Origin of the sequence: Streptomyces hazeniae (genome assembly GCF_031845485.1) — a bacterium.
Classification (GTDB): Bacteria; Actinomycetota; Actinomycetes; order Streptomycetales; family Streptomycetaceae; genus Streptomyces; species Streptomyces hazeniae.
Genome location: NZ_JAVREQ010000017.1, coordinates 76,377 through 90,142, shown reverse-complemented (window position 1 = coordinate 90,142; position 13,766 = coordinate 76,377). Strand labels below are relative to the sequence as shown.

The 13,766-nt window shown below is 71.4% G+C and carries 15 protein-coding genes; 10 read left to right on the top strand and 5 right to left on the bottom strand.

The features are described 5' to 3' along the window. Positions 1–8: 8 nt before the first annotated feature. From RM572_RS18775 to RM572_RS18765, 3 genes are read right to left on the bottom strand one after another with little or no spacing between them, the layout of a single operon-like run. Positions 9–758, bottom strand: coding sequence for an AIM24 family protein (locus RM572_RS18775; protein WP_311674514.1), 750 nt, complete (start codon positions 756–758; stop codon positions 9–11). Beyond that, positions 755–1,405: an AIM24 family protein gene (locus tag RM572_RS18770; protein ID WP_311674513.1), complete on the bottom strand. Its 651-nt coding sequence runs from the start codon at positions 1,403–1,405 to the stop codon at positions 755–757. The genes RM572_RS18775 and RM572_RS18770 overlap by 4 nt, the downstream gene beginning before the upstream one ends. Then, positions 1,405–2,043, bottom strand: a complete 639-nt coding sequence (locus RM572_RS18765) for an AIM24 family protein (protein WP_311674512.1) — start codon at positions 2,041–2,043, stop codon at positions 1,405–1,407. Before RM572_RS18765 ends, RM572_RS18770 begins: the two co-directional genes overlap by 1 nt. A gap of 94 nt (positions 2,044–2,137) precedes the next feature. On the opposite strand from RM572_RS18765, the gene RM572_RS18760 reads away from it, so the two are divergent. From RM572_RS18760 to RM572_RS18750, 3 genes are all read left to right on the top strand, one after another. After that, positions 2,138–2,494 carry a DUF3817 domain-containing protein gene (locus RM572_RS18760; RefSeq protein WP_136182350.1) on the top strand — a complete coding sequence of 119 codons (357 nt, stop codon included), beginning with the start codon at positions 2,138–2,140 and terminating at the stop codon, positions 2,492–2,494. Beyond that, positions 2,491–2,793: an MTH1187 family thiamine-binding protein gene (locus RM572_RS18755; RefSeq protein ID WP_311674511.1), complete on the top strand. Its 303-nt coding sequence runs from the start codon at positions 2,491–2,493 to the stop codon at positions 2,791–2,793. Before RM572_RS18760 ends, RM572_RS18755 begins: the two co-directional genes overlap by 4 nt. Positions 2,794–3,094: 301 nt before the next feature. After that, positions 3,095–4,873, top strand: coding sequence for a glycosyltransferase family 2 protein (locus RM572_RS18750; protein ID WP_311674510.1), 1,779 nt, complete (start codon positions 3,095–3,097; stop codon positions 4,871–4,873). Here RM572_RS18750 and RM572_RS18745 read toward each other — a convergent pair. Beyond that, positions 4,816–5,814, bottom strand: a complete 999-nt coding sequence (locus tag RM572_RS18745) for an ArsR/SmtB family transcription factor (RefSeq protein WP_311674509.1) — start codon at positions 5,812–5,814, stop codon at positions 4,816–4,818. The two genes, RM572_RS18750 and RM572_RS18745, sit on opposite strands and share 58 nt — an antisense overlap. 182 nt (positions 5,815–5,996) lie before the next feature. On the opposite strand from RM572_RS18745, the gene RM572_RS18740 reads away from it, so the two are divergent. The 3 genes from RM572_RS18740 (at position 5,997) to RM572_RS18730 (ending at position 8,807) form a co-directional block, all read left to right on the top strand. Further along, positions 5,997–6,509 carry a MarR family winged helix-turn-helix transcriptional regulator gene (locus RM572_RS18740; RefSeq protein ID WP_027765985.1) on the top strand — a complete coding sequence of 171 codons (513 nt, stop codon included), beginning with the start codon at positions 5,997–5,999 and terminating at the stop codon, positions 6,507–6,509. Positions 6,510–6,595: 86 nt separating this feature from the next. After that, complete coding sequence (locus tag RM572_RS18735; protein ID WP_311674508.1) at positions 6,596–6,928, top strand: DUF3817 domain-containing protein; 333 nt, start codon at positions 6,596–6,598, stop codon at positions 6,926–6,928. A gap of 178 nt (positions 6,929–7,106) precedes the next feature. After that, positions 7,107–8,807 carry an acyl-CoA mutase large subunit family protein gene (locus RM572_RS18730; RefSeq protein WP_311674507.1) on the top strand — a complete coding sequence of 567 codons (1,701 nt, stop codon included), beginning with the start codon at positions 7,107–7,109 and terminating at the stop codon, positions 8,805–8,807. A gap of 41 nt (positions 8,808–8,848) precedes the next feature. On the opposite strand, the gene RM572_RS18725 is transcribed toward RM572_RS18730, so the two are convergent. Beyond that, the gene (locus RM572_RS18725; protein ID WP_311674506.1) at positions 8,849–9,439 is read right to left on the bottom strand and encodes a TetR/AcrR family transcriptional regulator; all 591 of its coding nucleotides are present in this window, start codon (positions 9,437–9,439) and stop codon (positions 8,849–8,851) included. A gap of 128 nt (positions 9,440–9,567) precedes the next feature. Here RM572_RS18725 and RM572_RS18720 point away from each other — a divergent pair, with 128 nt between their 5' ends. The 4 genes from RM572_RS18720 to RM572_RS18705 all read left to right on the top strand — a co-directional run bounded on the left by RM572_RS18720 (position 9,568) and on the right by RM572_RS18705 (position 13,725). After that, complete coding sequence (locus RM572_RS18720; protein ID WP_311674505.1) at positions 9,568–10,527, top strand: tetratricopeptide repeat protein; 960 nt, start codon at positions 9,568–9,570, stop codon at positions 10,525–10,527. 588 nt (positions 10,528–11,115) lie between these two features. Continuing rightward, positions 11,116–11,727 carry a DUF6230 family protein gene (locus RM572_RS18715; RefSeq protein ID WP_027765980.1) on the top strand — a complete coding sequence of 204 codons (612 nt, stop codon included), beginning with the start codon at positions 11,116–11,118 and terminating at the stop codon, positions 11,725–11,727. 92 nt (positions 11,728–11,819) lie between these two features. After that, complete coding sequence (locus RM572_RS18710) at positions 11,820–12,398, top strand: DUF6114 domain-containing protein (RefSeq protein WP_311674504.1); 579 nt, start codon at positions 11,820–11,822, stop codon at positions 12,396–12,398. A gap of 112 nt (positions 12,399–12,510) precedes the next feature. Beyond that, entirely contained in the window at positions 12,511–13,725 is a 1,215-nt protein-coding gene (locus RM572_RS18705; protein WP_311674503.1) for a hypothetical protein, read from the top strand. Positions 13,726–13,766: the final 41 nt, after the last annotated feature.

Genomic DNA, 13,766 nt, shown 5'->3' with positions numbered 1-13,766 from the left:
TCACAGCACTAGAGTCCGAAGCGTCGCTGAAGGTCGCCGAGCTGGCCGGGCAGTCGCGGCGTCTGCTGCCCGGCCGTGCCGTGGCCGCCCTGGTGCGCGCCCTCACCCGCGAGCGGCACGTCCTTCATCACCTCGGTCGACTGGATCAGCACGGTTCCCGCTCCCGTGAACTCGTACTGGTGCTCCTCGCCGGAGGTGCCGCCCAGCCCGGTCACGGCACGGAGGCCGCCCAGCACGCCCCGCATGTACTGGTGGTCGTAGTGGTGGCAGGGGGAGGGGCAGTCGGCCCAGCCGACCAGCGCCTCCGGATCGACGCGCACCGGCGGCTCGACGAAGTGCACCTGGCCGTTGGACGCGGCCACGAACTTTCCGGTGCCGATCAGCGTGAGGAAGCCGGGGATGATCGACTGCTTCAGCGACAGCGACGGCTCGAAGGCCAGCAGGTTGCCGGACCGGACGGTCAGGTTGCCGTCCTCCAGGTCGTAGCTGTTGACGTCGAAGGCGCGGTCGGTGAGCAGCATCTTGCCGCTGCCCTCGGCGACGGTCCAGTCCTGCGCGTGCAGCGGCGAGTGGAAGCTGCCGGCGACCAGCCGGTCCAGCGGGCCGTGGCCGATGCCGTGGAAGTCGATCTGCCCGTAGTAGGCGATCATCTTCCCCTTCTGCAGGAACCAGCGGCTGCCGCGCAGTTCCACGCAGAACGTGTACGGGTTGACGTTGTCGTCCGACGGCAGCGTCGTGAAGTCCTGAGGGGTGGTCACAGCTTCTCCTCGCTCGCCTGCACATAGACCGTGCCGTTGCCGGACAGCTCCAGCTGGAACGCCTCACCCGAGCCGCGGCCGACCATGTCGCGCCAACCCAGCGCGGTGGACAGCTTGTTGCGCACGTCGCCGTGGTGGGCGACGTACGCCTGCGGGTCGACGTGGACCGGGCGGTCGGGGGTGATCGGCAGTTCGAGGACGCCGCCGTGGGCCATGACGGCGACCGAGCCGTGGCCGCGGAGCGTGGTGGTGAACAGGCCCTGGCCGCTCACCTGACCGCGCACCATGCCCATGACCCCGCCCTGGGAGCCCATGAACATCGTGCCCTGCTCCAACGTGCCGTCGAAGGCGAGCAGCCGGTCGGCCTCGACGTACAGCGTGTCGCCCGTGAGGTCGATGACCTGCACGTGGTGGCCGCCGTGGCCGTACATCACGGTGCCGTCGCCCTCGACGGTCATCAGCGGCGCCGCCTCGCCCGCCGCGCGGCGGCCGATCATGGCCATCACGCCGCCCTGGCCGCCGGACATGTTGGGTGTGAAGCCGACCTGCCCGGTGTAGGCGATCATCGCGCCACGCTGGCTGAACATGCGCGAGCCCGGCACGACCCGCGCCTCCACGATCTTGGAGTTGATCTGCTGGAACGGCATCAGATCTGCCCCCCGATCGTGTTGCGCTCGCTCGGCTGCACGTAGACCAGGCCCTCGCCCTCGAAGCGGATCTGGAACGCCTCGCCGGAACCCTCGCCGAGGAACGTGCGGAAGTTCACTCCCGACTGGAAGTCCTGCCGCAGACGGCCGGTGTGCGCCACGTACGCGCCGGGGTCGACCTGGAGCGGCTGGCCGTGCGAGACGCGCAGCACCACCGGTGTGCCGGCGGAGGTCAGCGCGGCCTGCCCGGTGCCCTCCACGGTGGTGGTGAACAGGCCGGTGCCCTGGGAGGCGCCGCGCAGGCCGGTGAAGCTGGTGCCGGTGCGCAGCGACGCGTCGGCGCACAGCAGGTTGCTGGACTCGACGTACAGCGTCTCGCCGTTCAGCGCGACCAGGCTGATGTCGCTCGCGCGGTCCGCGAACCAGCAGGTGCCCTCGCCCTTCACCTCCATGAGCTCCATCTGCTCGCCGGTGATGCGGCGCGTGACCATGCCGCGCAGGCCCTCACCGCCCCCGGAGAGCTTCTTGAACGCCATCCGGCCGTCGTACGCGACCATCGCGCCGTTCTTGGCCTTCACGGCGTCGCCCGCCATCGCGACGGCGAGCACCTTGCCACCTTGCAGTCGGAAATGAGCCACGGGAGTGAACCTACCCGGTGGTCGCCGCCCGGGAGGGAGGTGCCACAATGGCAAAAGTTTGTGCATCCGTTCACAAAGATCGAGGAAACCCGCCGTGGACATCAAGACCGTTTCCGCCATGCGTCGACTCCGCCTCGTCTCGGTGCCCGAGGCCGTCTCCTTCCTGCTGCTGCTGGTCTGCTCGGTGCTCAAGCGCACAACGGAGTTCAACGCCGTGCCGGTGATGGGCGCGATCCACGGCTTCCTCTTCGTCCTGTACGTGCTCTTCCTGCTGGACGCCTGGAACCGCACCAAGTGGTCCTTCGGCACCGCCGCCCTGTACTTCGTGCTGTCCGTGCTGCCCGCCGGCGGCTTCTTCGCGGACCGCAGGCTGCGCCGCGAGGAGAACGAGGCCGTCGCCGCGACCCGCACCGCGCCCACCGGGCAGGGCGAGAGCGTGACGGCCCAGTGATCGTCGCCTTCTCCGTGACGCCCCTGGGCGTCGGCGAGGACGTCGGCGCCTACGTGGCCGACGCGGTGCGGGTGGTCCGGGAGTCCGGTCTGCCCCACCGCACCGACGCGATGTTCACCTCGATCGAGGGCGACTGGGACGCCTGCATGGACGTCGTGCGCCGCGCCGTCGCCGCGGTCGAGGCCCGCGCGCCCCGCGTGTCCCTCGTCCTCAAGGCCGACATCCGTGAGGGCGTCACCGACGGCCTCACCGCCAAGGTCGACACCGTCGAGCGCCACCTCGCCGCCGACGACCACTGACCCGCCCCCGCCACCCCGCATTCGCCGCTACGGGCGCACTGTCGACCTGAACGGGACCGATGCGGCACGTCCCCGAGCGCCGCGGTGCTCCCGGTTCAGCCTTGGAGTCCTGCCGCAGTCCCCACGCCCGCTTTCCCGCCGGCGGGCGGCTTCCGGGTGAACGGCCCCGGTGGAGCGTGGCGGGCGCCCCCGCACGGGTGACCCGGACGGGGGTCTCCAGGTCGCGACGGTGGGGGCGGCGTCGAAGGGTGGAGGCATCCGTGCGGGCCCGGACCGCCCGTGCGCGAGGTGGGAGGGAGCCGTGGCGCCGTCTCGTGACGACTACGAGAGGTACAGCCGCCTCGCCGGGCCGCTCGCGGCCGCGGGCCCGGACTACCGGGTGCGGTACCGCACTCTGCTGTCCCGCGAGAGGCACCGGCTCGGTGTCGTGCTGCTGATCGCCGCGGCGCCCGCGCTGTCGGCCGTGCTGCTGGTGTGGCTGATATGGCCGGCCCACTGGTCGCGCCGGGGCGACGCGGCCCCGGGCTGGCTGGTCGCCGCCGACGCGGTGATGCTCGGCGCCATCGGCCTGATCGAGCTGTTCCGGCTGCTCGGCGTGGTGTCCGTCGCGCACGCCACGCTGGTGGCCCGCGACCCGGTGCCCGTGCGTCCGGAGCGGAACGTCTCCGTCGCCTTCCTCACCACGTACGTGCCCGGCAAGGAGCCGATATCCATGGTCCGGGCCACCCTGCGGGGCGCGCTGCGCGTCCGGCACCGGGGGCGGCGGGACGTCTGGCTGCTGGACGAGGGGGACGACCCCGCCGCACGGGCGCTGTGCGCGGAACTGGGCGTGCGCCACTTCACCCGCCGCGGAGTGCCCGAGTGGAACCGTCCCCGGGGGCCGTTCCGGGCCCGGACCAAGCACGGCAACTACAACGCCTGGCTGGAGGCGCACGGCCACGCCTACGAGTTCTTCGCCTCCGTCGACACCGACCACGTGCCGCTGCCCGCCTATCTGGAACGGATGCTGGGCTACTTCCGTGATCCCGACGTCGCCTTCGTCGTCGGGCCGCAGGTGTACGGCAACTACGACCGGCTGGTCACCAAGTGCGCCGAGAGCCAGCAGTTCCTCTTCCACGCGCTGATCCAGCGGGCGGGCAACCGGTACGGGGCGCCGATGTTCGTCGGTACCAACAACGTGGTGCGGATCGCGGCTCTGCGGCAGGTGGGCGGGCTGCACGACTCCGTCACCGAGGACATGGCCACCGGCTTCGAGATCCACCGCCGCCGCAACCCCGCCACCGGCGGCCGGTGGCGCTCCGTCTACACCCCGGACGTGCTCGCGGTGGGGGAGGGGCCCGAGTCGTGGACGGACTACTTCTCCCAGCAGCTGCGCTGGTCGCGCGGCACCTTCGAGACCGTGCTGCACCAGTACGGCCGTCCTCCGCACCGGCTGCCGGCCGGCCGGCTGCTCCACTACTCGCTGATGCTGGCGTACTACCCGATGAGCGCCGCCACGTGGGTGCTGGGTGCGTTGAGCTGCGCGCTGTTCCTGTGGGCCGGCACCTCCGGCGTCACGGTGCCGCCGCAGACCTGGCTGATGCTGTACGGCGACGCGGCCGCGCTCCAGGTCGGTCTGTATCTGTGGAACCGGCGGCACAACGTCTCGCCGCACGAACCGGAGGGCTCCGGCGGGCTGGCGGGCATGGCGATGTCCGCGCTGGCGGCGCCGGTGTACGCGCGGGCGCTGGGAGCGGCCCTGCTGCGGCGGCCGTGCCGCTTCGTGGTGACGCCGAAGGGGGAGTCCGCCAGCGACGACGGGGTGCGGACGTTCCGCACCCACCTGGGGTGGGCGGCGGTGCTGGGCTGTTCGCTCGCGGCCTCGCTGTGGCTGGGACACACCCACGCGGTGATCGGCGTGTGGGCGCTGCTGGCCCTGACGGTCGCGCTGGCGCCGTTCCTGGCCTGGGCACTCACCGGCCGCCAGCACGGCGGGCGCGCGATGCCGTACACCGGGCGGGGCGTGCGGGCCGGGCCGGGCGGCTACGCGAGCTCGCCGTCGCCCGCGGACAGGGCGATGCCGAGCGGCGTGCGTTCGTAGAGCACCTGGTGCCGTACCCGGCGCGAGGTCAGCAGTCCCGCGCCGCGCAGCGTCGACAGGTGCACGGACACGGAGGACGGCGCCAGCCCCAGCCGCGCGGCCAGCGCGGTCGTCGACGCCGGTTCGGTGAGCGCCGCCAGCACCGCGGCCCGGTTCACGCCCAGCAGCCGTTCCAGCGCCTCCGGCGATCCCGGCCCGGCCTCGGCCTCCGACCACAACGAGCCGATGCCGCGTGCCGGGTAGACCACGGCGGGCCGCCACGGCGCGTGGAAGCCGCTGACCACGTCCGGCCAGACGAAGACGCTGGGCATCAGCGTCAGTCCCTCGCCGCCCAGCGTCTGCGCCGCGTCCTCCGCGCGTCTTATCGTCAGCGCGCCGTCGGCCCAGGTCACGTGCGGGTGCAGTCCGTCGAAGAGCGCGGCCAGGCCGCCGTCGGCCAGCCTCCGGGTGTGGAAGGCGACGTCGGCCTCCAGCAGTGCCCGCAGCCGCTGCCAGTGCGGGGCCACGAGGGTCTCCCAGGCCCGGACGGTGGCGTCGGCCACTCTCTGCACGGCGCGCGCGGGGTCGCCGAGCATCGCCAGGCCCAGCGGCGACGCGGCCGCCCCGGGGGTGTCGGCGAGGGCGCGGGCCATCTCCTCCTTGGCGGTGACCGGATCGGTGGCCCGCAGGCGTTCGATCTCCTCGTCGAAGGACTGCACCGGCCCGCCGGGCGGCGGGCAGAGGAAGTCGGGTGTCCAGCCCTGCCGGGGCATGAGCAGCCACAGCGGTTCCAGGCCCAGCGTCTCCGCGGCGCGCACGCTCCGCCGCAGCCACGGCAGGTGGTGGCCCCACTGTCCGGGGCGGGCCAGCAGCCGGACGGCCTGCTGGGTCTCCCAGGCAGGCGAGAGCGCGAAACGGCAGTTGAGCAGGTCCTCGGTGCCGAAATGCATGCGCAGCGGCATGTTCCCCCTCCAGGCTGGTCCGGCCTCAGGGCGCATGGTGACGTAGTGCCTCGGCGGCTACGCCTCCCCCGCTTGTGCCGCTGCCCGCTGCGCCCTCGCCCGAAACCGTCCGGTGGCCGGCAGGGGGACCGGACGGTGAGACGGTTGCGCTCACGATATGACCGGCCGGTAGGGTCGGGTGCGTGCCGAAGCCGCTCAGCCTGCCGTTCGATCCGATCGCCCGCGCCGACGAACTCTGGAAGCGGCGATGGGGCCCGGCGCCCTCGATGGCCGCGATCACCTCGATCATGCGCGCCCACCAGATCCTGCTGTCGCAGGTGGACGCCGTGGTCAAGCCGTACGGTCTGACGTTCGCCCGGTACGAGGCGCTGGTGCTGCTCACCTTCTCGCGGGCCGGCCGGCTGCCGATGTCGAAGATCGGCGAACGGCTGATGGTGCACCCCACGTCGGTGACCAACACCGTGGACCGGCTCCAGCGCGCGGGCCTGGTGACCAAGGGGCCGAATCCGGAGGACGGCCGCGGGACGCTCGCGTCGATCACCGACAAGGGGCGGGAGGTCTGCGACGCGGCGACGCGCGACCTGATGGCGATGGACTTCGGGCTGTCGAGCTACGACGACGCGCAGTGCGACGCGATCTTCTCGCTGCTGAGGCCGCTGCGGGTCGCCGCGGACGACTTCGACGACCCGGCTTAGGCCCGGCCTTCGAAGGTCCGCCGGACGAGCACGAGGGCCGCGGGGGCGGACCCGGGGAGCGGAGGGCGGGCCGATACCCTCGCCGCATGAAGAAAAGCGTGTTGACCCGCTACCGCGTGATGGCCTACGTCACGGCCGTCATGCTGCTCGCCCTGTGCACCGCGATGGTCTTCAAGTACGGCTTCGACATGGGTGAGAACGTCACCTTCGCGATCTCGCAGCTGCACGGCGTCCTGTTCATCATCTACGTGATCTTCGCCTTCGACCTGGGGCAGAAGGCGCGCTGGCCGTTCGGCAAGCTGCTGTGGGTGCTGGTCTCCGGAACGATCCCGCTGGCGGCGTTCTTCGTGGAGCGCAACGTCGTCCGCGACGTCGAGCCGCTGCTCGAGGACTCCTCCGCGGCGACGGCGAAGGTCTGAGGGCCTGCCCGCCCTCTTCCGGCGCCTCCGTGTACCGGCCGACACCCCGTGCGACCTGCGTCTGAAGGGTCCGCCTTGCATTGCGGTGCCTTCGGGGCGGACACTTACTAGGACGTCCTAGTATTTTCGCCGCCTCCGCCGCCCGGTGCGAGGGGCACAGAGAGGCAGACGACACCGCATGGATGCTGAGGCCATCGAGGAAGGGCGCCTGCGCTGGCAGGCCCGGTACGACGCGGCACGCAAGCGCGACGCGGACTTCACCACACTGTCCGGCGACCCGGTCGACCCCGTCTACGGGCCGCGCCCGGGCGACTCCTACGAGGGCTTCGAGCGCATCGGCTGGCCCGGCGAGTTCCCCTACACCCGCGGCCTGCACGCGACCGGTTACCGCGGCCGTACCTGGACGATCCGGCAGTTCGCCGGCTTCGGCAACGCGCAGCAGACCAACGAGCGCTACAAGATGATCCTGGAGGCCGGCGGCGGCGGCCTCTCGGTCGCCTTCGACATGCCGACGCTGATGGGCCGTGACTCGGACGACCCGAAGTCGCTGGGCGAGGTCGGCCACTGCGGCGTCGCCATCGACTCGGCGGCCGACATGGAGATCCTCTTCTCCGACATCCCGCTGGGCGACGTGACGACGTCCATGACGATCTCCGGCCCGGCCGTCCCGGTCTTCTGCATGTACCTGGTGGCCGCCGAGCGGCAGGGCGTCGACCCGGCGGTGCTCAACGGCACGCTGCAGACGGACATCTTCAAGGAGTACATCGCGCAGAAGGAGTGGCTCTTCCAGCCCGAGCCGCACCTCCGCCTGATCGGCGACCTGATGGAGCACTGCGCGCACGACATCCCCGCGTACAAGCCGCTCTCCGTCTCCGGCTACCACATCCGCGAGGCCGGCTCCACGGCCGCGCAGGAGCTGGCGTACACCCTCGCCGACGGGTTCGGCTACGTCGAACTCGGTCTCTCCCGCGGGCTGGACGTGAACAGGTTCGCGCCCGGCCTGTCCTTCTTCTTCGACGCGCACCTCGACTTCTTCGAGGAGATCGCCAAGTTCCGCGCGGCCCGGCGCATCTGGGCCCGCTGGATGCGCGACGTCTACGGCGCCACGTCCGAGAAGGCGCAGTGGCTGCGCTTCCACACGCAGACCGCCGGCGTCTCGCTCACCGCGCAGCAGCCGTACAACAACGTGGTCCGTACGGCCGTCGAGGCGCTCGCCGCCGTGCTGGGCGGCACCAACTCGCTGCACACCAACGCGCTGGACGAGACCCTGGCCCTGCCCAGCGAGCAGGCGGCCGAGATCGCGCTGCGCACCCAGCAGGTGCTGATGGAGGAGACCGGCGTCACCAACGTCGCGGACCCGCTGGGCGGCGCCTGGTACATCGAGCAGCTCACCGACCGCATCGAGGCGGACGCGGAGAAGATCTTCGACCAGATCAAGGAGCGCGGCCGCCGCGCCCACCCGGACGAGAACCACCCCATCGGCCCGATCACCTCGGGCATCCTGCGCGGTATCGAGGACGGCTGGTTCACCGGCGAGATCGCCGAGGCCGCCTTCCAGTACCAGCAGTCCCTGGAGAAGGACGACAAGAAGGTCGTCGGCGTCAACTGCCACACCGGCTCGGTCACCGGCGACCTGGAGATCCTGCGGGTCAGCCACGAGGTGGAGCGCGAGCAGGTGCGCGAGCTGGGCGAGCGCAAGTCCCGCCGGGACGACGCCGCGGTCACCCGCGCGCTGGAGGACATGATGAAGGCCGCCCGCTCGGACGCGAACATGATCGGGCCGATGCTGGAGGCGATCCGCGCCGAGGCCACCCTCGGGGAGATCTGCAACGCGCTGCGCGAGGAGTGGGGCGAGTACACCGAGCCGCCGGTCTTCTGAGCCGCGCAACGGTCGTCCGGGCCGCCGGGTCGGCCGAACGCTCAGCCCACCGCGCCGAGACCGCCGATCAGCAGCCGCGAGAAGGTGGACGCCCAGTCGGCGTCCACCTTCTCCGCGCTGACCAGCGCCCGGTGCACCACCGCGCCCGCGATCACGTCGAAGACCAGGTCGACGTGGCGGGCGGCGGACTCCTCGTCCTGGTCCGGCGGGATCTCGCCGCGCCGCTGCGCGCGTTCCCGGCCCTCCAGCACCAGGCGCTTCTGCCGGTCCACGACCGCGGTGCGGATGCGGGCGCGCAGCGCCGGGTCGCGGGTGGACTCGGCGACCACCGCCATCAGCGCGGTCTGCGTCTCCGGCCGCTCCAGCAGCCGTGCGAAGGACAGGACGACGCCCTCGACATCGGCCTCCAGGCTTCCCCGGTCGGGGAGTTCGAGCGTGTCGAAGAGCACCGCGACCGCGTCCACGACCAGCTCGTTCTTGCCCGGCCAGCGCCGGTAGAGCGTCGTCTTGGCGACGCCGGCGCGGGCCGCGACGTCGCCCATCGTCAGCTTCGACCAGCCGAGTTCGACCAGCGCGGCCCGGGTGGCGTCGAGGATCGCGCCGTCGGCGGCGGTGCTGCGGGGTCGTGCCATGCCGGGCAGCGTAGCGGGACACCGTTCCGGGGCTCCGTGTTACGCTACGACTCGTATCGAAACGACCGTCCTCGCCGGACTGCGGGGACCGGGCGACGAACCGCGCGCGGAGGGGGGAGACTGGTCCCATGCAGCCACGCAACATGTCCATCAGCGGAGCGGTCGACCTCGCCGCGGTCAAGGCGGCCGGGGAAGCCCGGCAGAAGGCCGAACACGCCCGCGCCCAGGCCGCCGAAGGCGGCGGCGCGCCCGCGCCCGCCGGTCTCGTCATCGACGTCGACGAGGCGGGGTTCGAGAACGAGGTCCTCCAGCGGTCCGCCGAGGTCCCGGTCGTCATCGACTTCTGGGCCGAGTGGTGCGGGCCGTGCAAGCAGCTCGGTCCACTGCTGGAGCGCGTCGTCGAGGAGTACGCCGGCCGGCTGCTGCTCGCCAAGATCGACGTCGACCAGAACCAGATGCTCTTCCAGCAGTTCGGCGTCCAGGGCATTCCCGCGGTCTTCGCGGTGGTCGCCGGGCAGGCGCTGCCGCTCTTCCAGGGAGCCGCCCCCGAGCAGCAGGTCCGGGAGACGCTGGACCAGCTCGTGCAGGTCGCCGAGCAGCGCTTCGGCATCACCGGCCTCCAGGGCGCTCCCGAGGGTGAGCAGACCCCCGCGCCCGAGGAGCCGCAGGTGCCGGAGGACCCGGCACTGGCCGCCGCGCACGACGCGCTGGACGCCGGCGACCTGGCCGGCGCCGTCCAGGCCTACCGCAACGTGCTCGCCGACGACCCGGCCAGCACCGAGGCGAAGCTCGGCCTGGCGCAGGCCGAACTCCTGGGCCGCGTGCAGGGGCTGGACGCCCAGCAGGTGCGCAAGGAGGCGGCCGGGAATCCGGCGGACGTCGCCGCTCAGCTCCGCGCCGCGGACCTGGACCTGGTCGGCGGTCACGTCGAGGACGCCTTCGGGCGCCTGGTTGAGACGGTGCAGCGGACCGCCGGCGAGGACCGGGAGGCCGCGCGACTGCGCCTGCTGGAGCTGTTCGAGGTGATCGGCGCGGACGACCCGCGTGTGGTCACCGCCCGTAGTGCCCTGGCGCGCGTACTGTTCTGAACAGGCCGAAGAGCAAGATCCGGTAGGCGTTGATTTAGCGACACGGCGGCCGCACTTTGCCAAAACTTGGCAATTGCGGCCGCCGTTACTCGCAGTAAGCCGTCCCGCCGGTTTCGGGATGCCATGTCCGACTAATCCCCGCGTTGCGGATCCGGTGTCCGACACGGGCTGTCGCCGCTCTAGGCTGGGCCGCCCCGCTTCGGGTGCCCGATCGTTACTCGCAAGTAACGAACCCCTTGTGTGTCGGCCGCAGATGCACCACGATCGGCCACGCTCGGTCCGTTCTCCCGTAGTCCCGGCACCATCCGGGTATCGGTGTTGACGGGTCCCCACCGAGTGGACCGGTGAGCACGATCGCCGGTCGCGGACAGGGGGGTCTCTGCCACAACGGCAGGGCCTGTCCGAGTGCGGGTTGCGCGAGAGCGTGGCCAGTGGTTGTCGCTCGGGGGTGATCGCCGGCAGCTCGGGAGTGACATGCTCGCGTCCCCAGGTGACGGCGCTCTCCTTCCCGAGGACGTAGCACTTCTCCCATCCCGTGCGGGACCGCAGGCCCGCATCGGAGATGTACGTCCGAGAAGGAGGAAAGTCATGGAGTCCCTGGCTCGTGGCGGGACCAGATGGAAGCGGTTCGCCGTCGTCATGGTCCCGAGCGTTGCCGCAACGGCAGCGATAGGTGTCGCCCTCTCCCAGGGTGCGCTCGCGGCCTCGTTCAGCGTTTCCGGCCAGCAGTTCAAGCTGACGGCCGAGCGCATCGAGGCCGAGGGCTTCACCCAGTACGGTGCGGTGGACAGCACCGCGAAGGGTGTCAAGCCGGTCACCGTCGTCGGCATGAACAGCGCCGACATCAAGGGCCTGTGCCAGTCCGTCGTCGTCCCGGTCCCCGGGTTCGGCGACGTGTCGATGGTGCTGGGTGCCGGCGACAAGGACCCGGTCGTCGCGAAGAAGCTGTACGTCGACGCCGACGTCCTGTCCGCCAACGCCACGTTCAAGAACATCGACATCGGCGTCTCGGTGGACGACACCACGAAGGGCCCCGGTCCGAACAAGGGCGACAAGTACCTGCCGGGCTCCTTCGCCCAGCAGGCCGAGAGCGCCGTGCTGACCGACGTCAAGCAGCGTGCCTGGGCGACGACGGCCGGAACCTTCAAGCTCAGTGGTCTCAAGATGTCCGTCAAGACGGGCAAGCACGAGTGCTACTGAGGCACTGACCGTACGGGCGCGGGTGCGCTTTCCGCGCCCGTACGGATGCTCCACCCCGCAATACCTGTGCCAGTCCCCGAGGAGCTGTACCTATGAGCGCCGAGACGCATGCGCGAGAGGCGGACCGGTTCGCCCGGATGCGCCGGAATTTCCGGGTGTGGCGCGGACAGCGCCCGTTCTGGGGCGGGATGCTGACGCTGCTGGCCGGCATCCCCATCATGTACATCCCCTACCAGAACCTGACCCTGGGATCGCTCACCATCCGCATGTCCACCACGGCGGGTGCCGGCTCGCTGATCATCGGCATCCTGCTGGTGGTCCTCGGGATCACCATGTGGTTCCAGCCGCACTCCCGGGTGTTCGCCGGAGTGGCGGCGATCCTGCTGGCTCTGGTCTCTCTGGTCGTCTCCAACTTCGGCGCCTTCCTGATCGGTTTCCTCCTGGGGCTGGTCGGCGGTGCCCTCTGCCTGTCCTGGGCGCCCGGCGAATCCGTACGGCCGTCGCGACCCGACCCCGTCGAGCCGAAGGCGGACGACGCCGGCGACACGGCGCACGTCCCCGCCCAGGGCTCCGGCAGCGCCCTCGACGACCTGTCAGTCACTGGAACGCCCTCGTCCCCGACGGCGGGCGCGGACGCGAACAACGCGAACGGGAGGCACCGTGCCGGGTGACGAGCTGCACGAGGAGGCGACTGGAGCGGAGAATTCCGTTCCGGGCGCTCGCCGGGAAAGAACCGGCCCACGGCACGCGGCGCCCAGGAAGCCCTTCCTGACCCGGCTGAACGTGCCGGCGAGCAAGGCGGTGGCCATGGTGGCCATGCCGTCCGCCGTCCTGATGAGCATGGGCGTGACGCCGCAAATGGCCTACGCCAAGCCGCTGCCCAAGAACCCCTTCAGCGACGGTCCCTGCGTCTCGCAGCAGGACCGCGCCGAGGAGGAGGCGGAGAAGGAGGCGGAGGCCGCCGCGAAGGCCGAGGAGGAGCGCAAGCGCGCCGAGGCCGAGCGGAAGGCCGCCGAGAAGGCCGAGCAGGAGAAGGAGGACGCGGAGCAGGACGACGCGTCGGATTCCGGCTCGGATTCCGGCTCCGGCTCCGGCTCCGGTGACGACGCGACCGGCGGCTCGTCCGGTTCGGGCGGCTCCGGCGGCTCCTCGGAGCCCGAGCCGAGCCCGTCGGAGGAGGACGGCTCCGGCGGCCTGCTGGGAGGCGTCGGCGACGCCCTCGGCGACCTGCTGGGCGGTGGCGACCGCGAGGAGAAGGCCGAGCCGGAGCCCACGCCCTCCGAGACCCCGGACGCGTCGCAGAAGCCGGAGAAGAAGGAGTCCTCCGACCCGGTCGGCGACGCCGTCGGCGAGGTCGGCGAGGGCGTCGAGGACACCGTCGGCAAGGTCGAGGAGGGCCTGGGCGACGTCACCGACGGCCTGTCCGGCTCGTCCGGCGACGATGCGTCCTCGGACGAGACCGGCGACGACGGGGCGACGGACGAGACCGAACTGCCGGTGGGTGAGGACGGCAAGAAGGTCTTCCCCTGCGTCGAGGAGGAGAAGGTCGCCGGCGAGGCGGAGCAGACGCCCGCCATGCTGCCCAACCAGCCGTGGACGCTGAAGGCCTCGTCGCTGACCATCCGCGGCCAGGACTACGAGGGCGTGTTCAACGTCCGCACCGCGGACGGCAGCACCAAGCAGGTCCTCAAGTTCACCGCCGACAGCGTCGACATCGGCGACCTGCACCAGATCGTGCAGGGTCAGGACGGCCTCCAGTACCACGTGAAGGCCGCGCCGGGCTCCACCTCCACGATCCGCGAGGGACAGGTGACGCTCTACACCGAGCGTCTGGAGGGCAAGCTGTTCGGTCTGATCCCGATCACCTTCGACCCCGAGCACCCGCCGCCGCTCAACCTGCCGGACGTCTTCTTCACCGACGTGACGGTCCAGCAGGCCGGGCAGTTCGGCGGCACGCTGACCGTCCCCGGGCTCCACTCCACCATCTCCGGCGGCTGACGCCGGCCGTCGCGGCCGTTGCCCGGGTGTCTGCCGTCCCG